This is a genomic window from Tenacibaculum profundi (assembly GCF_057162725.1).
Genome location: NZ_CM169894.1, coordinates 63,315 through 88,689, shown reverse-complemented (window position 1 = coordinate 88,689; position 25,375 = coordinate 63,315). Strand labels below are relative to the sequence as shown.

Here is a 25,375-nt window from a genome sequence, read left to right as displayed (position 1 = left end):
ATATTAGCTTTAGAATATTTACTATGGATGATTTGACTAAAATAAATAGTTACTTTTGAAAAAATACATTATTTACTAGGGCAAACTCATCAATCGATCTACCATGAATATCAAAACAAAAAAAATAGTCAATTTAACTTTAAAAATAAACAACCTATGATTTCCATATTTAGAAAGGAGTTGAGCTCTTTTTTTGCCTCTCCTGTTGCTTATCTAGTCATAAGTGTCTACCTTCTTGTAAATGGATTATTTTTATGGGTTTTGAAGGGAGAATTCAATATTTTAAATGCTGGATATGCTGATCTAACTAGTTATTTTTATTTAGCTCCTTGGTTATTTTTATTTTTAATCCCTTCAATTACAATGAAATCTTTCACCGATGAGTATACAAACGGGACAATAGAAATACTAAAAACAAAACCTTTATCTGACATACAAATTATTACAGCAAAATTTCTTGCATCAATCTCTATAATTCTTTTTGCCATTTTACCTACTTTGACGTACATCTACAGCATTTATAAATTAGGAAAACCTGAAGGAAATCTTGATATTGGAAGTACTTTTGGCTCGTATTGTGGCATTGTTTTTATTGCCTTTATATATACTTCCATTGGGCTATTTACTTCCTCTATTTCAAATAATCAGATTATAGCCTTTATTTTAGCTATTGTAATTTGTTTTTTTATGCTGAATGGGTTTGATATTATCTCAGACACATTAGGAAATGACCTTTGGTTTATTAAAAATTTTGGAATTAATCAACACTACAAAAGTATCAGTAAAGGAGTTGTTGACACAAGAGATCTTATTTATTTTGCAAGTGTCATATTTTTCTTTTTATTCCTTACCAAACAGCAATTAAAAAATGAATAAAAAAAATATCATTAACATCATCACTATTTTATTTTTCTTACTTATTTTAAATAGTGCCGGCGAAAAATTGTACAAGAGATTTGATATTACTGCTGATCAACGTTATACACTATCAGAAATGACAAGTGACCTTGTAAGTACTATCAAAGATCCTTTAATAATAAATGTATACTTAGAAGGTGACTTTCCTTCAGAATTTAAGCGATTGCAAATAGAAACTCGTCAATTTTTAGATGAATTAAAGTCTTTAAACAATAACATCCATTTTCAATTTATCAATCCAGATAATATTAGAGAAAAATTAATTAAAAAAGGAATGATTCCTTCTCAATTAACAAATCAAGATGAAGGGAAAATTACAGAAACGATTATATTCCCTTGGGCAGAAATTTCATACAGGAATAAAAGAGAAAATGTTTCATTACTATCAAATAAAATATTCAAGAACCAAGAATCAAAATTGCAGAATGCTGTTGAAAAATTAGAATATTCATTCGCCATTCACATTTCTTCATTATTAAAATCTAAAAAACCGTCAATTGCCGTACTCTCAGGAAACGGAGAATTAGATGATCTTTATTTATACAGCTTTTTATCTACGATCAAAAATAAATACAAACTAGCCAAATTTACGCTAGATAGTGTTCAAAAAAAACCAAAAGAAACACTAAACGATTTGAAAAGCTATGACTTAGCCTTAATCGCAAAGCCAACACAACGATTTACTGAGAAAGAAAAATTTGTTTTAGATCAATATATTGCTAACGGAGGGAAGTCTATATGGATGATAGATAATAATTTTTCGGATACTGACAGTCTTTATAATGAAGGTAAAATGATGGCATTTCCGAGAGATTTAAATCTGACAGATTTACTTTTTAACTATCAAATCAGAATAAATAATAAACTAATTCAAGATCTTTATAGTGCTAAAATTCCCTTAGCAACTGGTAATATTGGAAAACAGACACAATTCCAGCATTTAAATTGGTTTTACAATCCTTTGGTAAATGGGAACCCTAATCATTCAATTACCAAAAATATATCTCCAGTAAAATTCGAGTTTACAACGCAAATAGACATTCTTAAGGGCGATATAAAAAAAACACCACTACTAGTTTCATCTGGATTGACTAAAAAAATAGGTACCCCGACGTTTATTGAGCTTAATAGCATTGCCGAAAAACCCAAACAAAATGAATACAAAGCTGGACCACAAATATTTGCTATTCTATTAGAGGGGAAATTTCCATCAGCTTATAAAAATAGAACAAAACCTTTCAATATAACAGATAATTTTATTGAGGAAAGTGCTGATAATAAAATGATTGTAATATCAGATGGTGATATTGCTAAAAATCAAATATTAAAAGGAAAACCTCACGATTTAGAAATGGATAAATGGACAGGAGCCATCTATGGAAACAAAGAATTTTTATTAAACTCTGTAGATTATTTACTAAATGAATCAGAATTAATTTCACTTAGAAATAAAACTTTACAAATAAATTTAATTGATAAAAAGAAAGCTTTTAATGAAAAACGAAATTGGCAATTATTAAACATTATTATGCCAATCACTCTGTTAATTATTTTTGCAGTAGCTTTTAATTATTTAAGAAAAAGAAGATATTCAAAAATATAAAATAATTCTTTTTACTTATTATATAATTAACAACATTGATCATCTTTTACCCATTTGCAAGATAAAACTGCTACAATACCTCCTAAAATAGGAGCTGCTATATACAGCCATAAATGTTCGAAATGTCCTGAAATTATAGCAGGAGCAATAGACCTTGCAGGGTTCATAGATGCCTTAGTGATTGGACCTGCAAACATGGCTTCTAACAAAACAACTCCTCCAATTGCAATTCCAGCCATTACGCCTGTTTCTTTACTTCCTGTTGAAACATTGATAATTGTTACCATCAAAAAGAAAGTAAGCAAAAACTCTAAAAGGAAAGCTCGGTAATCATCTACAACAGGAATAGTAGCTCCATAGTACTCACTTGCAGGAAATAATACCCATAAAATTATACTGGCGCATATTGCGCCCAATAATTGAGCTGTAATATAAAATGGAACTTCTTTCCATTTAAATTTTTTTGCAAAAGCGAATGCAATTGTTACAGCAGGATTAAAATGTGCTCCTGAAATATCACCGAACGCATAAATCATAGCCATTACTATTAACCCCCATGTCATGGCAATTCCAGTATGAGTTAAATCAGTTCCATTTGTTATTTCACTTATAGTCATCGCTCCTGTTCCACAAAAAATTAATGCAAAAGTACCTATCAATTCAGAAATATATTTTTTCACTTGTTAAATGGTTTATAATATTTTTAAAAATTGTAAATATAACTCTCTCAACTTTAAGGTTTTGTTAACATTTATACGTTATTTTACTTGTAATTTTAGAGAATTATTAAAATAAAACCACTTAAAATGATTAAAAAACTTCTTTTAACTTTACTTATGACAACAATAGTTACAAGTATTAATTCACAAGTAAAAACGCCTGCTTCAAGCCCTATTTCTAAAATAGAACAAAAAGTAGGCTTAACTGATGTAACAATTGAATATTCTCGACCAGGAGTAAAAAATAGAGCTATTTTTGGAGAACTTGTACCTTATGACGAGTTTTGGAGAACAGGAGCTAATAAAAATACTATTGTTACTTTTAGTGATGATGTTGTAATTGATGGTAAAAATTTAAAAAAAGGCTCTTATGCTATTTTTACAAAACCTAATAAAAATTCTTGGGAAATTGTTTTCTACTCTGACACAAATAATTGGGGAACACCCAGAAAGTGGGATGATAGCAAAGTTGCTCTAAAAACAACTTCTAAAGTAAAAAACACCCCTATAAAAGTAGAAACTTTTACTATTTCTTTTGATAACATTACTTCCAATTCAGCAATTATTGCTTTCTCTTGGGAAAATACATATGTAGGACTCAAATTAAATACACCAACGGAAAAAAGTGTTGAAGCTAGTATTTCAGAAGTTATGAACGGTCCATCTGCAGGAGATTATTATTCTGCTGCTGTTTACTATTTCCAAAATGGAAAAAATATCAATCAAGCAAAAGATTGGATCAATAAAGCTGTTGAATTAACAAAAGATGAACCTCGATTTTGGTACTTACGTCAACAATCATTGATATTAGCTAAATCAGGAGATAAAAATGGAGCCATCAAAGCAGCCAAAGCTTCATTAGCTAGTGCCGAAAAAGCAGGAAATACCACTTATGTAAAAATGAATAAAGAATTTATTAACAAAACATTATAAATAAAAAAACAACCCCCTAATGCTATTTATGGGGTTGTTTTTTCAATAAATGTGTAAAACTTTTCTTGAATCTATTCAGCCTGGGAATTGAAACGCTTTTTACATAAGGATTATTTGGATGTAATTTTTCGTAATCTTGATGGTACTCTTCTGCTTTATAAAATTTTTCAAATTTGACAACCTCAGTTACTATCTCCTGAGCATAATCTCCACTAGCGCTCAAAGTTTTAATATAATTATGTATTATCTCCTTTTCTTTTTCACTTTGATAAAAAGCAATTGATCTGTATTGTGATCCATAATCTGGATGTTGTCCATTTTTAGTCGTTGGGTTATGAGAACCAAAGAAAATAGCCACTAATGTTTTAAAACTCACCTTTTTTGAATCATAAAAAACTGCAACAGTTTCGGCATGACCTGTATTTCCTCTGCCTACTTTTAAATACGTTGGCTTTTTTGTTTTACCTCCTGAATAACCAGAAATCGCTTCTTCAACACCTTCAACACTTTCAAAAATAGCTTCAACACACCAAAAACAACCACTCGCAAAGTATGCGACCTTTAAACCTTCTTGTTTTTCTTGAAACAAAGAATTCTTAGGTGCCTTAGAAAAAACACCTCCTATTAATAAAATTATTAATATTTTAATATAATGCATTATTATAATAATTTTTCCATTCCTAATTTGATAACCTCTATATTTTTAAATCGATTTTCTGAAGAACTATTTTTTTGATTTTGAATCATTTGTCTTAATAAATTAATTCCTACTTTATCAAAATTATATTGCTTATACTTTAATCCTTTTTCAACTATATCATCAACTAAATTGTTAATCGCTTTTAAATTATCACTACTTGCTATCTTGTCATAGGCCTTTTTATATAAAGATTGTATGTTTTTATTTTGACTCAAAAACATTCCTGACATTACATTACTCGCTATAAAATCTAATTCGTCATTATCATTTTCTTCTAAATATATTCTAGTCAATGGTGTCGCTATAATTTTTTTGACCTCAATAGGTAATGTTTTTGATTTCTCTATTGCCAATTTCTTATCAATATAATACATACCTACCAAGGATTTTCCTAAAACTGCATATGATTTACTTTTAAGTCCTTTTTCAAAAATAGGCTTAAGTTCAGGATCAGTAAGTTTTCCTAAGGTTTCAATTGCCGCGGCTTGAACTAATGTTTTCTTATCATTTATTGCTAAAAACTTAATTTTAGATATAACCTCTTTTTTAGCATATTTATTTGCTAAACTGATATTTTCCAACGCTAGTATTCTAATTTTGTAAAACTTATCATTTAACGCTTCTGCAATCGCTTCAAACACTTTTTTATCTTGTTGGCTATTCGTCATCTGCTGTAAAGCTTCTTTTTTATGATAAAAGTTGGTAGCATGTTGAAGCTGAAAAATATAATCATTCATGACTTTATTTTCATTTATATCGCATAACAACACACCATCGGAATTAATAATAATTAAATTAGGTCGTATGCTGTAAGCTAATTTAAAAGAAGTGTCTTTTTTATCAATAAAAACATTATGTCTTATTCTTTTAGAACCTTCAAAAACATCAATCGCTAAAGGGAATTTAAAACCTTTAGGCTGCAATTGATTTATATTAACTGTTACCGTTTTTTCTAATTTGTTATAATCATATGAAATATCCAACTTTGGATGCCCATTACTGAAATACCATTGATTAAAAAACCAATTTAAATCCTTACCAGAAACCTTTTCAAAAGCCAAACGTAACTGATGTGCTTCCGCTGTTCCATATTTATTGTCTTTTAAATAAGTATTCATACCTAAATTAAAAGCTTCATTACCTATATAATTGCGCAACATATGTAATATTGCACCTCCTTTATTATAACTTACAGCATCAAACATATCCTCTCTATTTTCATAATAAAAGCGAACTAAATTTTTATCTGAATTTTGCCCCTTTTTATATGCTTCCCTATCTTCATATAAATGAGCATCTGCTTCATCTCTTCCATATTTATATTCCAACCACAAATATTCGCTATAATTAGCAAAACTCTCATTTACAGTTAAATTACTCCAACTTTCTGCAGTAACTAAATTACCAAACCAATGATGAAAAGCTTCATGCGCAATTGTATTTTCATGTATATTTTGATCTATTAACTGTCCTGGCATTTGATATGCTCTTTCGCCATGTATTACAGCAGTAGTATTTTCCATGGCTCCGCTTACATAATCTCTACCAACAATTTGAGCATATTTATTCCATGGGTACTCTATACCTGTTATTTTTGAGAAGAAAGCTAACATTTCTGGGGTATTACCAAAAATATCTTTAGCAAAGGGAGCATACTCTTTTTCAACGTAATAATCAACAGGAATATTTTTATACTTGTCTTTGATTATTTCGTATTCACCGACGCCCATAAAAAATAAATATGGTGCGTGTTTTTGTTTAAAGTTCCAATAGTCTGTCCTGGTACCATTATTATGGTTAGTTTGATGCTCAAGTTTACCATTAGATAATGTAATATATTTGCTAGGGACCGTTATATAAATCTCTTGAGAAGTTTTCTGATTAGGACTATCTATGGTCGGAAACCAGCAACTACTTGCTTCTGTTTCTCCTTGTGTCCAAATCTGCGTTGGTTTGTCTTTATCCTTCCCATCAGAATTAATAAAATACAAACCTTTTGCTGAGGTTATTGCAATACTACCTTTCTGTTTTACTTTTTCTGGTCTCGCTATATATTTTATATATAATGTAAACTCTTCTTCTCTTTTATATAGCCTTGGTAAGACAATAGACAACTTTAAATCATTATACGTATATTCAAGATTTTTTCCATTTAAAGAAACATTTTTGATTAACATTCCTTTCGCATCTAAAATAACTTTTTTAGCTTCATAAAAATAAGGACTCATTGTCACCCATTCTTCACCATTCAACTTTTTTTCATTAAAATTAAAATCAACTTTTAATTTAGTATGTTTTAATTCAAACTTTTTCTCATTCTCCGCCCTATACCTATAGTTTAACTGTGCTTCAACTAAATAAACATTAAGTACCAATAAAACAATTAGCGTAATTACATTCTTAAACTTCATATATCTTTTCTTAACTAATTTAAATTTATAATAAAATTAAGAGTTCATCATATTGATATCGTTAATGTTCCGTTAAAAAAATATCGAAATATTTATTTTATACATTTCAAACCGTAAAAATTTTAAAATTAAAATTTTGTAGGAAGACCTCTTAGACAAGGTAAATATAGTAACGTTTATAGAAAACGTGCTTTATTTAATTTATTTTATTTAACTTCAAGACTAAATATAAAAAAACAATAAATTATTTCTTGGTGTTGATTTTTATAAGGTATTTTACTTATTGTTATCCTCATAATAGTATTTTTGCCTCATGAAAATAATTAAGAGTCTGCAGAATCATTTCATCAAAGACATTATAAAGCTTCAGAGTAAATCTCGAGAACGACGCAAAAAAGAACTTTTTCTCATAGAAGGTCAAAGAGAGTTGTCTTTAGCTATAAAAAGTGGTTATGAAATTGAAAATATTTTGATTGAACCTTCGTTATTTGAAAGAAATAAAATAGCCAAATTTGAAATCTCGGAGAATAAAATTTTCGAAATTTCAAAAGACGTTTATAAGAAAATAGCTTACCGTGATTCAACAGAAGGAATAGTAGGTATAGTCAAAACAAAAAAATTTGATTTGGAATTTATCGATTTTAAAAATAAAACTCCTTTAATTTTAGTTTTGGAAGGACTTGAAAAGCCTGGTAACATAGGAGCTATTTTAAGGACTGCAGATGCCGCTAATGTAGATGCTGTTCTGATCGCTAATCCAAAAACAGATATTTTTAATCCTAATATTATTCGTTCAAGTGTGGGATGTGTATTTACAAATCAAATAGGAGTAGGAACCTCTGAGGAGATTTATTCTTTCTTACAAGAAAAAAAAATAAATATATATAGTGCTACTCTCCAGAATTCAAATGAGTATTATAAAAATGATTACACTGGTCCTTCAGCCATTGTTTTAGGAACAGAAGCCTCCGGATTGACAAATCTGTGGAGAAATGAATATTGTCGAAACATTAACATACCAATGTATGGGAAAATTGACTCAATGAATGTTTCTGTAGCGGCTGCTATTTTAACTTTTGAAGCAAAAAGACAGCGTATTTTTTAAATTATTATCATTATACTCAAAAATCATTTTAAAAAATAACCCTAACTATCTTATATTCCTTTATATCCTTTTGTTATAAAAAAATAAGACCTTCTGTTTTGCTCATGTTCTTCTTCCGAACAATTTGATCCGCAATCATTCTGAGGCTGGCTCTCTCCATAACCTATCGCACTTTCTATACGATCAGGGGTAATACCTCTTGATAAAAGATATGATCGTGTAGCGTTTGCCCTCTGCTGTGATAATCGTTGATTAAATAATACTGAGCTCCTGTTATCTGTGTGAGATTCAATACAAATCACCATCGTAGGATGGCTATTCATTACACTAACAATATGTTCCAATTCATACTCAGCATCTGCACGGATAGCAGCTGACCCATAATCAAAATAAATAGGATTAATAACTATTTGATCATCAACTATTAACGAACGTAATGATATATTTACCTCAAGCGACTTCTTATCTTCATCAAGTGTGGATTGCTCTAATTGTCCTTGCTTGTAATCTGACTGTGATGCTACTACTGTAAAATCTTGATCACAATCAAGCTCTGTAAAATTATAAGACCCATTACTATCTGTTAACTGCTCTGATAGTGGTTCTCCTTTATTATTTATCAAACGAACTGAAGCCCCTGAAATCGCAGAACCTGTAACAGAATCACTTATAATACCACTTATTGACTCTTTACACTGATAGATACGAAAACTATAAATATCATCATCGCCTTTACCGCCATCCCTGTTTGATGAAAAATAACCCGCTTTACGAACATCATCTAAAATAAAACCAAAATCATCCATAGGACCATTTATTGGAGATCCTAAATTCATCGGTTTCTCGTAATCTGATCCTTCAATACTACTCTCAAAAACATCCAATGCGCCCAACCCTAAATGTCCGTCTGAAGCAAAATACAATCGGCTATTAGAACCAATGTAAGGAAACATCTCTCTACCTTCTGTGTTAATGATACCTCCCAAGTTCTCCGGAACTCCATAACTCCCATCTGATGAAATCGATACTTTATATAAATCAGTCTCACCAAAGCCCCCTGGCATATCTGACACAAAATAAAGCGTACTTTCATCAAAACTTAATGAAGGGTGACCCACTGAGTAATCATCATCATTGAAAGGTAATTCTTCTATCGCTCCCCAACTACCATCATTCTGTTTATAGCCTCTATAAATCTTCAATTTAGCGGTCTTGCTCTTATCTCCTGAAGTGTTATCTCTTGTAAAATAAATAATCGTACCTTCTTTATTGATAATTGCATTGGACTCGTGAAGGGAACTACTTAAAGAACTCAACTTCTCAGAGGATCCAACATTTAAACTAGCTCCTTCTTTTAACGGATCCTCTAATGACCTATAAATATTTAAATAAGGTTGATTATTCCACTTGTATAACTTCTTATTATCCGAATCGGGTTGGGTGGATGAAAAATATAAATACCCATCATGAACAAAACCTCCAAAATCTGAATATCTTGTATTAACAGCTATATTTTCAATATGAATATATGTCTTAGGACGATTGGTATAGTCTGAAAAATAACTCGTATTACCCTCTAATGATATAACCCTACTATCATCACTCTTTAAATTTTTTAACTTCAACAACCACTTATCGGAATCTATCGTGTTTCCTGTACTCTTTAACACTTGTGAATATCGAAATAAATGCTCCGGAGAAGCTACTCCCTGATAGTCAGACATTAAAACTTCGTAAAAATTAGACGCCTGAGCATATGATGAAATAAAATAATAAGAATCTGCCAACTTACTAATAACTTCATAAGAACGATCTCCTTTATCATAAAGTCCTTGATATAACTCCGCTGATTTACTGTAAGCATACTCTTCAAAGTAACGATCAGCAGCATAACGTCGTTGACCATAACTGCTAAAAAAAACAACTAATAATAGTATAACTATAATCCGTTTCATAATCTCCTGTTTTTGTAATTATTATATTATGTTAAAAAAATCTGGGTGATTTCACCGTTTGAGGTCTAAATAACTCATAACGCAATAAGAATTCATGGGTACCCGAATTATAATTACTATAATTCGATGTTGTTAAATCATAAGCATAACCTAAAGATAATGATCTGCTTACTTGAAAACCTAACAAAGCACTAATCGAATCATCCCAACGCCATGCAATACCTGCGCGAAACTTCTCATTGAATAAAAAGTTAGCTGAAACATCTAATGACAATGGTGCCCCACTAACAACCTTAGTTAGTAAAGCTGGTTTAAACTTGACACTTTTACTTAAAGCGAAAACATAACCCGCTATAAAAAAGTAATGCATACGCTCAACGGCAACACTACCTCCAGCTAAAGTGTCATCATAATGTTCTGTCCGTAAAATATTAGGAACAGCCAAACCTAAATACCATTTATTCGTATAATAATAAACACCTGCTCCTATCGTTGGTAAAAATCTATTAATAGGAACTGATAATTGTTCATCGCCCTTATCTCTGTAAATCCCCTTAGTCCAATCTATATTGAATAACCTTCCACCTAGTTTCAAGCCAAAAGATAAATTACCTTCCTTAGAAGTCCGCACTGTATAAGATACATTCGCATCTATATAAGTTTCACGTGAAGGACCTATAACATCATTTACCAAATTGATACCTAAACCAACTCCACTATAGCCTAATGGAGTATCATAACTTAAATTAAACGTCTGAGGAGCGCCTTCAATACCAACCCATTGGACTCGGCCTAATAAATTGATAACTCCATGTCCCTTAGAGCCTACATAAGCAGGATTAACACTCATCGTATTAAACATGTACTGTGTATAATGTGGATCTTGTTGACTATAAAGGGTAGCGCCTGTAAATAAAAGGCCTAGCATTATAAGGTTCTGTACTATCTTATTCATCTTCGTATACTTTAGGGGTTTATAATTATACTACACGTCTCGATTATTATTTATTATATGTTTGTTTAAAATACCCCTACCCGTATGTAAACTAAGGTAATTCTTTAACCAATATAATTATAAGTTATGACGGCATGATAACTATACCTTTAGACTAAACTTCTTTTTAAGATGTTAAACAGAATATCGTTAATAATGACCAATTCATCTAGCATGTAGTATAGGAGATTTAAATAAAATTAAGTGCATTTAAACAAATGATATGCTAAATGCACTTAATATAATTACATATGCTTTTAGTTATAATAACTAAAGAAAAACACTTTTATAATTTATTCCCTATTGATATATAGCCAACCAATCCTTGGACTAGCTCCAGTCCCTAAATCCAATACATAATAATAAGTACCTGATGGTAATTGCTTTTTTACTTGGATGCTAAATCGACCTGTAGATTCTCCCGACCAACTATTATCATATCGATTCTTGCTATAAACCAATACCCCCCAACGATTATAAATCTCTAATCGATTGTGCTTATAACGTTCCTCCCCTATACAAGAAATTACGAAGGTATCATTAGCACCATCACCATTGGGAGTAAACTCATTATAAACCGTCAAACATGGTAGTGTATCTGGGTCTAAATAATCTGGAGTTCCATCTTCATCTGTATCCAATGCATCCTCTGGACCTCCATCGCCATTTTGATCTGCTGACTCATCAATCGTGGCTATACCATCACCATCATCGTCGATATCTAAATAGTCGGGAAGTCCATCGCCATCACTATCGTCGTTACTTAAATTACCATCGCCATCAACATCTTCTAAAATCGTTAAAATACCATCATCATCATCATCGATATCTTGGTAATCTGGTAAACCATCACCATCAAAATCTGGAGTATCTGGCACATCTCCATTAGTATCAGGATCTACTGAGTCTAACATACCATCGCCATCACTGTCAAGGAAAGTATCTAGTATACCATCACCATCAAGATCCAATAATGGATCACTGCCTCCTTCTTGTAAATCCGTAACGCCATCATCATCACTATCTATATCCTGATAATCTGGAATACCATCAGTATCTGTATCTGGAATACCAGGGCTTGTTCCTCCTCGATTTGGATCTACAACGTCAGCTAAACCATCGCCATCAGTATCACTTTGATCATCGATAACGCCATCTCCATCAATATCTAATGATATATCTGTACCACTTTCTACTAAATCTGAAATACCATCATTATCACTATCTAAATCTTGGAAATCTGATATGCCATCACCATCTGTATCAGTGGGGACAGTAATTCCTCCTGCAGATACATCTAAGTCATCATTGTCTGCTGTATCAATAATACCATCGTTATCGGCATCTGTTGTACTATCTAAAACACCATCACTATTGGCATCAAGTATAATCGCATTCTGCCCACTTTCTACTAAATCTAAAATTCCATCACCATCACTATCTAAATCTAAATGATCTGGAACACCGTCATTATCAGTATCTCTATTTTCGTCACCTAACTGTTCTACAACATCCAAAATACCATCATTATCATCATCCAGATCATATAAATCTTCTACACCATCGCCATCTGTATCCGTTGTCAAGGCATCACCAAAGCCACCTAAACCATCAACCGAATCTGAAATACCATCCCCATCACTATCGGTTTGGTCATCGATAACGCCATCCCCATCTGTATCTAAACTTCCTTGTAGGTCTGGATTATTCGGTTCCTCTACATCTGGAGTTCCATCGCCATCTTCATCTGGTAAGGTATTACCATCAATCAAATTACCGGTATCTATTTGACCGTCATTGTTAGTATCAGCTCCGCCTGCTTCAATAACATCATTAATTCCGTCACCATCACTATCTAAATCTTGATAATCTGGAACACCATCGCCATCAGTATCAGGAGTATTGGAAACTGTGCCTCCATTATCTGAATCAACCAAATCGGGTAAGCCATCATTATCACTATCTGTTTGATCATCAATAACACCATCATTATTAGCATCCAAATTAGAATCTCCTCCTCCTTCTACTAAATCAGAAATACCATCATTATCACTATCCAAATCTTGGTAATCAGGAACTCCATCACCATCAGTATCGTCAGGATTCGTTCTATCATCTCCTACTTCTACGCTAGTTAAAATACCATCACCATCATCATCGATATCTAATACATCTAATATTCCATCACCATCCTGATCATCAGGACCACTGCCGTCACCATTCGAATCGTATTCATCAGCATTACTAATACCATCACCATCACAGTCTGCTGTTCCTATAGCAAATAGATCTGGCATACAAGAATCATTAGGCACAACATCCAAAATATCACAAGTACCATCACCATCACTGTCTGTATTGTCTGGAATACATGGATTACTTGGATCTGGATCTATTACATCACAGACCCCATCACCATCTGCATCTGTGTTATCTGGAATACATGGGTCTGTTATATCGGGATCTACTGTATCGCAAACACCATCCATATCTTCATCATGACTATTGGGAATACATGGATTACCTGGATCTGGATCTATTACATCACAGACCCCATCATTATCAGCATCTGTATTATTTGGAACACATGGATCTGTGGGATCTGGATCAACTGTATCACAAACGCCATCCATATCTTCATCGTTACTATTTGGAATACAAGGATCACTCGGATTTGGGTCTATGACATCACAAATACCATCACCATCACTATCGGCGCTATCAGGCACACAAGGTTCTGTTATATCGGGATCTATAGTATCGCAAACACCATCCATATCTTCATCATGACTATTTGGGATACATGGATTACCTGGATCTGGATCAACCGTATCACAAACACCATCTGCATCGGCATCTGTATTATCGGGTATACAGGGATCATTTGGATCTGGATCAACCGTATCACAAACGCCATCACCATCGGCATCGGTAGCATCTGGTATACAGGGATCGCTTGGATCTGGATCAACCGTATCACAAACACCATCACCATCGCTATCTGGAGCTCCTACAGGACAGGGGTCAGTGACTATCGGATCAACAACATCACAAATGCCATCACCATCTATATCACTTCCAGTAGGAATGCAGGGATCATTTGGATTTGGATCAACCGTATCACAAACGCCGTCACCATCGGCATCTGTAGCATTCGGTATACAGGGATCACTTGGATCTGGATCAACCGTATCACAAACGCCATCATTATCAGCATCAACTGAATTCGGATCACATGACTCATTTGGATTTGGGTCTATCGTATCACAGATTCCATCGCCATCTGCATCCCTGGCATCTGGAATACAGGGATCTGTGGGATTGGGATCTACAGTATCACAATAACCATCACCATCACTATCTGCACTATCTGAATCACATGGATCATTCGGATTCGGATCTATGGTATCACAAACGCCATCACCATCAGCATCTGTAGCATCTGGTATACAGGGATCAGTGGGATTCGGGTCTATAGTATCACAATAACCATCACCATCTTCATCCATAGAATTTGGATTACATGGATCATTGGGATTTGGGTCTATCGTATCACAAACGCCATCACCATCAGCATCTGTCGCATCTGGTATACATGGATCTGTGGGATTTGGATCTACCGTGTCACAATAACCATCGCCATCTTCATCTAATGAATTGGGATCACATGGATCACTTGGATTTGGATCTATAATATCACAAACGCCATCGCCATCACTATCTGCTCCATTGGGAACGCATGGATTTGTTGGGTTAGGATCAACACTATCGCATATCCCGTCGCCATCGCTATCTAAATCAAGAGAGCTACAAGGTGTTACAACTTCTGGATCTACAGTATCACAAACGCCATCGCCATCGGCATCTATAGCGTCTGGAATACACGGATCATTGGGACCTGGATCAACAGTATCACAATAACCATCGCCATCACTATCAGTCGCATCTGGTATACACGGATCATTGGGACCTGGATCAACAATATCACAATAACCATCACCATCTGTGTCAGTACTTTTGGGAACACAAGAATCACTCGGGTTTGGATCTACCGTGTCACAAACGCCATCATTATCAGCATCGGTATTATCAGGAACGCAAGGATCTGTAGGATTTGGATCTATCGTATCACAAACGCCATCATTATCAGCATCCGTACTATCTGGTATACAAGGATCACTCGGATTCGGATCTACTGTATCACAATAACCGTCACCATCGGCATCGGTAGCATCTGGTATACAGGGATCGCTTGGATTCGGATCTACTGTATCACATACACCGTCATTGTCAGCATCGGTATTGTCAGGAATACATGGATCACTTGGATCTGGATCAACCGTATCACAAACGCCATCATTATCAGCATCGGTATTATCGGGAATACAAGGATCATTGGGACCTGGATCTATAGCATCACAATAACCATCGCCATCAGTATCTGTTGAATCTGGTAAACATGGATTGTTTACATCATTATCTGTAATTGTTCCTCCACCAACTAAATCTGTCATAGTTATCGCCTCGGGACTTGGGGAACCTATAAAAACATTACTCAATAAGACTTCATAAGTTTCTGTTGTCTCATAAACATTATTGTCAATAGTTGTTATTGGAATAATAACTGTTGTACTTCCTTCAGGTATTGTATAACTTACATTGATTTGTTGTAAATAATCGGTTCCAAATGTAGCAGTTAAATCATTGGTTGAAACATCAAACGTTACATCGTACTGCGATGCATTACTTAAAGTAGCCGTAAAGTTTGCTATACTTCCTTCGGCAACTGTAATATCATCGATACTAATCGTTGGAGCATTATCACCTAAATCGGTAATCGTTCCGGATCCTACCAAGTCAGTTGTTGTAATGGCCTCTGCTGGAGTTGAACCAATACTTACATTACTCATCGTAACAGTATAGGTCTCATTGGTTGGCTCATACGTAGTATCATTGATCGTTACCACCGGAATCATTACAGTGGTACTTCCTGCTAGAATCGTATAACGTACACTACTTTGTGATGTATAATCATCGCTTGCGGTGGCCGAGCCATCACTCGTGCTTACATCAAAAGTAACATCATATTGGGAGGGGTTGCTTAAGGTAGCCGTAAAGTTTGCTGTACTTCCTTCGGCAACTGTAATATCATCGATACTAATCGTTGGAGCACTATCACCTAAATCGGTAATCGTTCCGGCTCCTACTAAGTCAGTTGTTGTAATAGCCTCTGCTGGAGTTGAACCAATACTCACGTTACTCATCGTAACAGTATAGGTCTCATTGGTTGGCTCGTAGGTAGTGTCATCAGTCGTTACTACCGGAATCGTTACTGTGGTACTTCCGGCTAAAATCGTATAAAGTACACTACTTTGTGATGTATAATCATCGCCTGCGGTGGCCGAGCCATCACTCGTGCTTACATCAAAAGTAACATCATACTGAGCAGCATTACTTAAAGTAGCCGTAAAGTTTGCTGTACTTCCTTCGGCAACTGTAATATCATCGATACTAATCGTTGGAGCACTATCACCTAAATCGGTAATCGTTCCGGATCCTACCAAGTCCGTTGTTGTAATGGCCTCTGCTGGAGTTGAACCAATACTCACGTTACTCATCGTAACAGTATAGGTCTCATTAGTTGGCTCATAGGTAGTATCATTAATCGTTACCACCGGAATCGTTACTGTGGTACTTCCGGCTAAAATCGTATAACGTACACTACTTTGTGATGTATAATCATCGCCTGCGGTGGCAAAGCCATCACTCGTGCTTACATCAAAAGTAACATCATACTGAGCAGCATTACTTAAAGTAGCCGTAAAGTTTGCTGTACTTCCTTCGGCAACTGTAATATCATCGATACTAATCGTTGGAGCACTATCACCTAAATCGGTAATCGTTCCGGATCCTACCAAGTCCGTTGTTGTAATGGCCTCTGCTGGAGTTGAACCAATACTCACGTTACTCATCGTAACAGTATAGGTCTCATTAGTTGGCTCATAGGTAGTATCATTAATCGTTACCACCGGAATCGTTACTACGGTACTTCCGGCTGGAATCGTATAAAGTACACTACTTTGGGCTGTATAATCATCGCCTGCGGTGGCCGAGCCATCACTAGTGCTTACATCAAAAGTAACATCATATTGTGAAGGATGACTTAAGGTAGCCGTAAAGTTTGCTGTACTTCCTTCGGCAACTGTAATATCATCGATACTAATCGTTGGAGCACTATCACCTAAATCGGTAATCGTTCCGGATCCTACCAAATCTGTCGTGGTAATGGCCTCTGCTGGAGTTGAACCAATACTCACGTTACTCATCGTAACAGTATAGGTCTCATTGGTTGGCTCATAGGTAGTGTCATTGATCGTTACCACCGGAATCGTTACTGTGGTACTTCCGGCTAAAATCGTATAAAGTACACTACTTTGTGATGTATAATCATCGCCTGCGGTGGCCGAGCCATCACTCGTACTTACATCAAAAGTAACATCATATTGTGAAGGATTACTTAAAATAGCGGTAAAGTTTGCTGTACTTCCTTCGGCAACTGTAATATCATCGATACTAATCGTTGGAGCACTATCACCTAAATCGGTAATCGTTCCGGATCCTACCAAGTCAGTTGTTGTAATAGCCTCTGCTGGAGTTGAACCAATACTTACGTTACTCATCGTAACAGTATAGGTCTCATTAGTTGGCTCGTAGGTAGTGTCATTGATCGTTACTACCGGAATCGTTACTACGGTACTTCCGGCTGGAATCGTATAAAGAATACTACTTTGAGCTGTATAATCATCGCCTGCGGTGGCCGAGCCATCACTCGTGCTTACATCAAAAGTAACATCATATTGTGAAGGATTACTTAAAGTAGCCGTAAAGTTTGCTGTACTTCCTTCGGCAACTATAATATCATCGATACTAATCGTTGGAGCACTATCGCCTAAATCGGTAATCGTTCCGGATCCTACCAAGTCCGTTGTTGTAATGGCCTCTGCTGGAGTTGAACCAATACTCACATTACTCATCGTAACAGTATAGGTCTCATTGGTTGGCTCGTAGGTAGTGTCATTGATCGTTACCACCGGAATCGTTACTGTGGTACTTCCGGCTAAAATCGTATAAAGTACACTACTTTGTGATGTATAATCATCGCCTGCGGTGGCCGAGCCATCACTAGTGCTTACATCAAAAATAACATCATATTGGGAGGGATGACTTAAGGTAGCCGTAAAGTTTGCTATACTTCCTTCGGCAACTGTAATATCATCGATACTAATCGTTGGAGCACTATCGCCTAAATCGGTAATCGTTCCGGATCCTACCAAGTCAGTTGTTGTAATGGCCTCTGCTGGAGTTGAACCAATACTCACGTTACTCATCGTAACAGTATAGGTCTCATTGGTTGGCTCGTAGGTAGTATCATTAATCGTTACAACTGGAATCGTAACCGTGGTACTTCCTGCGGTAATTGTATATATCTGACTCGTTTGTGACGTATAATCATCGCTTGCAGTGGCCGAGCCATCACTCGTACTTACATCAAAAGTAACATCATATTGGGAGGGATGACTTAAAGTAGCCGTAAAGTTTGCTGTACTTCCTTCGGCAACTGTAATATCATCGATACTAATCGTTGGAGCACTATCACCTAAATCGGTAATCGTTCCGGATCCTACCAAATCTGTCGTGGTAATGGCCTCTGCTGGAGTTGAACCAATACTCACGTTACTCATCGTAACAGTATAGGTCTCATTGGTTGGCTCGTAGGTAGTATCATTGATCGTTACTACCGGAATCGTTACTGTGGTACTTCCGGCTAAAATCGTATAACTTTGACTACTTTGTGATGTATAATCATCGCCTGCGGTGGCCGAGCCATCACTCGTGCTTACATCAAAAGTAACATCATATTGGGAGGGATGACTTAAAGTAGCCGTAAAGTTTACTGTACTTCCTTCGGCAACTGTAATATCATCGATACTAATCGTTGGAGCACTATCACCTAAATCGGTAATCGTTCCGGATCCTACCAAGTCAGTTGTTGTAATGGCCTCTACTGGAGTTGAACCAATACTCACGTTACTCATCGTAACAGTATAGGTCTCATTGGTTGGCTCATACGTACTATCATCAGTCGTTACCACCGGAATCGTTACTGTGGTACTTCCGGCTGGAATCGTATAAAGAATACTACTTTGAGCTGTATAATCATCGCCTGCGGTGGCCGAGCCATCACTCGTGCTTACATCAAAAGTAACATCATATTGGGAGGGATGACTTAAGGTAGCCGTAAAGTTTGCTGTACTTCCTTCGGCAACTGTAATATCATCGATACTAATCGTTGGAGCACTATCACCTAAATCGGTAATCGTTCCGGATCCTACCAAGTCAGTTGTTGTAATGGCCTCTGCTGGAGTTGAACCAATACTTACATTACTCATCGTAACAGTATAGGTCTCATTGGTTGGCTCGTAGGTAGTGTCATTGATCGTTACCACCGGAATCATTACTGTGGTACTTCCGGCTGGAATCGTATAACGTACACTACTTTGTGATGTATAATCATCGCCTGCGGTGGCCGAGCCATCACTCGTGCTTACATCAAAAGTAACATCATATTGGGAGGGATGACTTAAGGTAGCCGTAAAGTTTGCTATACTTCCTTCGGCAACTGTAATATCATCGATACTAATCGTTGGAGCACTATCACCTAAATCGGTAATCGTTCCGGATCCTACCAAGTCAGTTGTTGTAATAGCCTCTGCTGGAGTTGAACCAATACTTACATTACTCATCGTAACAGTATAGGTCTCATCAGTTGGCTCATACGTAGTATCATTGATCGTTACCACCGGAATCGTTACTGTGGTACTTCCTGCGGTAATTGTATATATCTGACTCGTTTGTGACGTATAATCATCGCCTGCGGTGGCCGAGCCATCACTCGTGCTTACATCAAAAGTAACATCATATTGGGAGGGATGACTTAAGGTAGCCGTAAAGTTTGCTGTACTTCCTTCGGCAACTGTAATATCATCGATACTAATCGTTGGAGCACTATCACCTAAATCGGTAATCGTTCCGGATCCTACCAAGTCAGTTGTTGTAATGGCCTCTGCTGGAGTTGAACCAATACTTACGTTACTCATTGTAACAGTATAGGTCTCATTGGTTGGCTCGTAGGTAGTGTCATTGATCGTTACCACCGGAATCGTTACTGTGGTACTTCCGGCTGGAATCGTATAACGTACACTACTTTGGGCTGTATAATCATCGCCTGCGGTGGCCGAGCCATCACTCGTGCTTACATCAAAAGTAACATCATATTGGGAGGGATGACTTAAGGTAGCCGTAAAGTTTGCTGTACTTCCTTCGGCAACTGTAATATCATCGATACTAATCGTTGGAGCACTATCACCTAAATCGGTAATCGTTCCGGATCCTACCAAGTCCGTTGTTGTAATGGCCTCTGCTAGAGTTGAACCAATACTCACGTTACTCATCGTAACAGTATAGGTCTCATTAGTTGGCTCATACGTACTATCATCAGTCGTTGCTACTGGAATAATTACCGTAGTACTTCCTGCTGGAATCGTATAACGTACACTACTTTGGGCTGTATAATCATCGCCTGCGGTGGCCGAGCCATCACTCGTGCTTACATCAAAAGTAACATCATATTGGGAGGGATGACTTAAGGTAGCCGTAAAGTTTGCTGTACTTCCTTCGGCAACTGTAATATCATCGATACTAATCGTTGGAGCATTATCACCTAAATCGGTAATCGTTCCGGATCCTACCAAATCTGTCGTGGTAATGGCCTCTGCTGGAGTTGAACCAATACTTACGTTACTCATCGTAACAGTATAGGTCTCATTGGTTGGCTCGTAGGTAGTGTCATTGATCGTTACCACCGGAATCGTTACTGTGGTACTTCCGGCTGGAATCGTATAACGTACACTACTTTGGGCTGTATAATCATCGCCTGCGGTGGCCGAGCCATCACTCGTGCTTACATCAAAAGTAACATCATATTGGGAGGGATGACTTAAGGTAGCCGTAAAGTTTGCTGTACTTCCTTCGGCAACTGTAATATCATCGATACTAATCGTTGGAGCACTATCACCTAAATCGGTAATCGTTCCGGATCCTACCAAGTCCGTTGTTGTAATGGCCTCTGCTGGAGTTGAACCAATACTCACGTTACTCATCGTAACAGTATAGGTCTCATTAGTTGGCTCATACGTACTATCATCAGTCGTTGCTACTGGAATAATTACCGTAGTACTTCCTACTGGAATCGTATAACGTACACTACTTTGTGATGTATAATCATCGCCTGCGGTGGCCGAGCCATCACTCGTGCTTACATCAAAAGTAACATCATATTGGGAGGGATGACTTAAGGTAGCCGTAAAGTTTGCTGTACTTCCTTCGGCAACTGTAATATCATCGATACTAATCGTTGGAGCACTATCACCTAAATCGGTAATCGTTCCGGATCCTACCAAGTCCGTTGTTGTAATGGCCTCTGCTGGAGTTGAACCAATACTTACATTACTCATCGTAACAGTATAGGTCTCATCAGTTGGCTCGTAGGTAGTATCATTGATCGTTACCACCGGAATCGTTACTGTGGTACTTCCGGCTAAAATCGTATAAAGTACACTACTTTGTGATGTATAATCATCGACTGCGGTGGCCGAGCCATCACTCGTGCTTACATCAAAAGTAACATCATATTGGGAAGGATGACTTAAGGTAGCCGTAAAGTTTGCTGTACTTCCTTCGGCAACTGTAATATCATCGATACTAATCGTTGGAGCACTATCACCTAAATCGGTAATCGTTCCGGATCCTACCAAGTCCGTTGTTGTAATGGCCTCTGCTGGAGTTGAACCAATACTCACGTTACTCATCGTAACAGTATAGGTCTCATTAGTTGGCTCGTAGGTAGTATCATTGATCGTTACCACCGGAATCGTTACTGTGGTACTTCCGGCTAAAATCGTATAAAGTACACTACTTTGTGATGAATAATCATCGCCTGCGGTGGCCGAGCCATCACTCGTACTTACATCAAAAGTAACATCATACTGAGCAGCATTACTTAAAGTAGCCGTAAAGTTTGCTGTACTTCCTTCGGCAACTGTAATATCATCGATACTAATCGTTGGAGCACTATCACCTAAATCGGTAATCGTTCCGGATCCTACCAAGTCAGTTGTTGTAATGGCCTCTGCTGGAGTTGAACCAATACTTACATTACTCATCGTAACAGTATAGGTCTCATTGGTTGGCTCGTAGGTAGTGTCATTGATCGTTACCACCGGAATCGTTACTGTGGTACTTCCGGCTGGAATCGTATAACTTTGACTACTTTGTGATGTATAATCATCGCCTGCGGTGGCCGAGCCATCACTCGTGCTTACATCAAAAGTAACATCATATTGGGAGGGATGACTTAAGGTAGCCGTAAAGTTTGCTGTACTTCCTTCGACAACTGTAATATCATCGATACTAATCGTTGGAGCACTATCGCCTAAATCGGTAATCGTTCCGGATCCTACCAAGTCAGTTGTTGTAATTAAAGTTCCCGTTCCTGTCTGAACATTACTCAATGTTACTGTATACGTTTCATTCGTTGGTTCATACGTACTATCATTAGTCGTTACTACTGGAATCGTTACCGTAGTATTTCCTGCGGTAATCGTGTAACTTTGACTCGTTTGTGATGTGTAATCACTTCCTCCCATTGCCGTGCCATCACTCGTAGTTACATCAAAAGTAACATCACAGGCTATCGCTTGGCTTATAGTAGCTGTAAAATTTGCTATGGTTCCTTCAGCAACCGTAACATCATCAATGCTAATCGTCGGAACTGGATCTACAGTAATTTGTACAACATTGCTTAAGGCAGTACAAGTAACTCCATTAAGTAAAGAAGATACTTCTCTTCTATACCACATGGTCTGAGTAAGCACTCCTGCATCATACGTGGCATTAGTAGCTCCTCCAATAGGTGTAAAGATAGATCCGTCGGTGCTACTTTCCCATTGATAACTCAAAGTTCCGCTTCCTGTGGAAGCTACTGTTTCTGTAAAGGCGACCGGATCATCTCCTAAACAAATTGTTTGATTTGATCCAACAGTTCCACCTGTTACATCATTTATAATTAAAGTAGCTTCCGAAGTCGTTACACTAGCACATCCGTTTTTTGTACTGGTTACTAACAATCTGTATTTATTATTCGAAGCTCCTACCAAAGGATTCGTTAAAGTTAAACTTGCTGTTGTTGCATTGCTATAAATTCCTCCGTTAGGAATATTAGTCCATGAGCTACTAGTATTTAATTGTTCTTGCCATTGATATACTAAATCTGCAGTATTGGGTGTACTTCCGCTATAATCTGGTATGGTTGCCGGTGCTGTACCTGTAAATGTCGTTGTACTTAAAGAGGAAGCTGCTCCCGTAAAGGTTACATTCTCACCTAAACAGATGGTGGTATCGCTAGGTTGGGTATCTACTTGTAAACTACTGGCTTCTATTTCGTTACCCGTTAAACCATCATAACCTCCTGTTCCTCCGGTAACTTGTCCATTACCATCAAATCCTGTTCCGTCTAAGTATCCATCAGAATCGCCATCGGTTCCTCCTGATTCTAAAACATCATAACAGCCATCGTTATCACTATCTAAATCAAGATAGTCTTGTATTCCATCTCCATCTGTATCTACTGAAGAACAAATTTTCATGTTTACAGTACCATGATTAGTAGATGTAACTGTATAAGAAACTTCTGTAAAACCAACTACTGAAGAAAGGGTTAATTCTACCGTAGACATTGAGCTATGTGATACAGAAGTATTAACAGAACTATTATTAACGATAGTAGTCTCGCTAGGACAATTAGATATTACAGATTGGCTTCCTGTTGTATTTGTAATGAAATCTCCACTTTCTGTATCCTCCATACATCCCATAATAAAAGTAACTTCATTTACAACCCTATCAAAAGTTACTGTAAAAGTTCTACCTATATTAATATTCGTAGCACCAACAACGGAGGTATAATCTTCTCCTGAACAATCACGACCAGCACCTGACAAACAACTATTCCCAATCAAATACGGACCAGGAGAAGTCGCAGTATAATTGACTATTTCGCCAAAATCATTTAAGTAAGAACCTGTCGTATCTCCACTACTACTACCTACATCCGTTATAATACATGATCCTTTATTTTCAACAGCATCTAATATCCCATCATTATCATTATCCAAATCACAGGAATCAGCTACACCATCTGAATCATTATCTGCAAAACCAGAAATAGAAACATCACAACATGATATACTATCAGAACTATCAGTAACTGGAGCTGCGGTAGATTGACCTCCAGAAGTTACTGAAGGAACACCATTAGCATCTACTCCTCCTGTAAATGCTCCTGATGACAGTTGTGTATATACATAACTTCCTGCTCCTTCCAATGCATCAAAACAACCATCGTTATCACTATCGGTGTCTAAGTGATCGTATATCCCATCTCCATCTGTATCTATCGGACTGTAAACTCTTAAATTATCTATTCCTAAATTATTAGGTTGTCCGTTAAAATCGATATTAAAATAAAATCCTAAATTAGTCCCTATGCGAGGATCTCCAGGATTTAAAATTATTGTATATTCCCAAGTAAGTGTTTGACCACTTACAGGAACTGGAGTTCTAGAGGTTTGATCCAAGATAATATCACCAGGAGAATCGCCTGACGATCCATTTTGAGTGAGACCTGAATTGATGTTCGTAGGATATCCTTGATTATTAAAATTCATAATATCAACCAAAACCTTATATTCACCAGCTACATTAAAACTTCCTAAATCAATAAAAGCCGTCCCAACCGAATTTGTATTACTACTATTCCAATGTAAAATATCTGTACCTTCTGTAGCTGATACTCCACAACAATTATAATTTCCAAAACCAGTTAAAAAACCAGTTGACAAACTCCAATTCCCACTTGAT

10 protein-coding genes (1 of these 10 running past the window's edge) are annotated in these 25,375 nt (G+C 36.4%); 4 read left to right on the top strand and 6 right to left on the bottom strand.

What is annotated here, in order from left to right; translation table 11 throughout:
• The first annotated feature begins 45 nt into the window (after window positions 1-45).
• Together gldF and gldG are read left to right on the top strand one after the other, a co-directional pair.
• Window positions 46-876, top strand: a complete 831-nt coding sequence (gldF, locus tag AC2GW8_RS00230) for a gliding motility-associated ABC transporter permease subunit GldF (RefSeq protein WP_483855388.1) — start codon at window positions 46-48, stop codon at window positions 874-876.
• A complete protein-coding gene (gene gldG, locus AC2GW8_RS00225; protein ID WP_440880791.1) occupies window positions 869-2,521 on the top strand; it encodes a gliding motility-associated ABC transporter substrate-binding protein GldG in 1,653 nt (550 codons plus the stop codon). Before gldF ends, gldG begins: the two co-directional genes overlap by 8 nt.
• Window positions 2,522-2,547: 26 nt before the next feature.
• Here the strand turns inward: gldG and AC2GW8_RS00220 are convergent, their stop codons facing one another.
• Window positions 2,548-3,201, bottom strand: a complete 654-nt coding sequence (locus AC2GW8_RS00220; RefSeq protein WP_440880790.1) for an MIP family channel protein — start codon at window positions 3,199-3,201, stop codon at window positions 2,548-2,550.
• Between the two features lie 126 nt (window positions 3,202-3,327).
• Between AC2GW8_RS00220 and AC2GW8_RS00215 the strand changes: the two genes are divergently transcribed.
• Window positions 3,328-4,173, top strand: a complete 846-nt coding sequence (locus AC2GW8_RS00215) for a DUF2911 domain-containing protein (protein ID WP_440880789.1) — start codon at window positions 3,328-3,330, stop codon at window positions 4,171-4,173.
• 22 nt (window positions 4,174-4,195) lie between these two features.
• Here AC2GW8_RS00215 and msrA read toward each other — a convergent pair whose 3' ends face one another.
• Both msrA and AC2GW8_RS00205 read right to left on the bottom strand, forming a co-directional pair.
• Window positions 4,196-4,831, bottom strand: a complete 636-nt coding sequence (msrA, locus tag AC2GW8_RS00210) for a peptide-methionine (S)-S-oxide reductase MsrA (RefSeq protein ID WP_440880788.1) — start codon at window positions 4,829-4,831, stop codon at window positions 4,196-4,198.
• A gap of 2 nt (window positions 4,832-4,833) precedes the next feature.
• A complete protein-coding gene (locus tag AC2GW8_RS00205; RefSeq protein WP_440880787.1) occupies window positions 4,834-7,284 on the bottom strand; it encodes a M1 family aminopeptidase in 2,451 nt (816 codons plus the stop codon).
• Between the two features lie 313 nt (window positions 7,285-7,597).
• On the opposite strand from AC2GW8_RS00205, the gene AC2GW8_RS00200 reads away from it, so the two are divergent.
• Window positions 7,598-8,389, top strand: coding sequence for a TrmH family RNA methyltransferase (locus AC2GW8_RS00200; RefSeq protein WP_440880786.1), 792 nt, complete (start codon window positions 7,598-7,600; stop codon window positions 8,387-8,389).
• Between the two features lie 50 nt (window positions 8,390-8,439).
• Here AC2GW8_RS00200 and AC2GW8_RS00195 read toward each other — a convergent pair whose 3' ends face one another.
• The 3 genes from AC2GW8_RS00195 to AC2GW8_RS00185 form a co-directional block, all read right to left on the bottom strand.
• Window positions 8,440-10,344 (bottom strand): OmpA family protein, encoded by a 1,905-nt coding sequence (locus AC2GW8_RS00195; protein ID WP_440880726.1) that lies wholly within the window; start codon window positions 10,342-10,344, stop codon window positions 8,440-8,442.
• 31 nt (window positions 10,345-10,375) lie between these two features.
• Window positions 10,376-11,299: a PorP/SprF family type IX secretion system membrane protein gene (locus AC2GW8_RS00190; RefSeq protein ID WP_440880725.1), complete on the bottom strand. Its 924-nt coding sequence runs from the start codon at window positions 11,297-11,299 to the stop codon at window positions 10,376-10,378.
• Window positions 11,300-11,631: 332 nt separating this feature from the next.
• Window positions 11,632-25,375, bottom strand: partial view of a Calx-beta domain-containing protein gene (locus AC2GW8_RS00185; RefSeq protein ID WP_440880785.1) — the 3' end only. It continues 24,020 nt past the right edge of the window; 13,744 of the gene's 37,764 nt are visible here — the last part of the coding sequence; its start codon lies off the right edge, out of view — the gene reads right to left on this strand; the stop codon is at window positions 11,632-11,634.

Bases quoted from the DNA above. Each gene is read 5' to 3' on its own strand.
- gldG (WP_440880791.1), top strand. From the start codon at position 869: ATGAATAAAAAAAATATCATTAACATCATCACTATTTTATTTTTCTTA.
- AC2GW8_RS00215 (WP_440880789.1), top strand. From the start codon at position 3,328: ATGATTAAAAAACTTCTTTTAACTTTACTTATGACAACAATAGTTACA.
- msrA (WP_440880788.1), bottom strand. From the start codon at position 4,831: ATGCATTATATTAAAATATTAATAATTTTATTAATAGGAGGTGTTTTT.
- AC2GW8_RS00205 (WP_440880787.1), bottom strand. From the start codon at position 7,284: ATGAAGTTTAAGAATGTAATTACGCTAATTGTTTTATTGGTACTTAAT.
- AC2GW8_RS00200 (WP_440880786.1), top strand. From the start codon at position 7,598: ATGAAAATAATTAAGAGTCTGCAGAATCATTTCATCAAAGACATTATA.
- AC2GW8_RS00195 (WP_440880726.1), bottom strand. From the start codon at position 10,344: ATGAAACGGATTATAGTTATACTATTATTAGTTGTTTTTTTTAGCAGT.
- AC2GW8_RS00190 (WP_440880725.1), bottom strand. From the start codon at position 11,299: ATGAATAAGATAGTACAGAACCTTATAATGCTAGGCCTTTTATTTACA.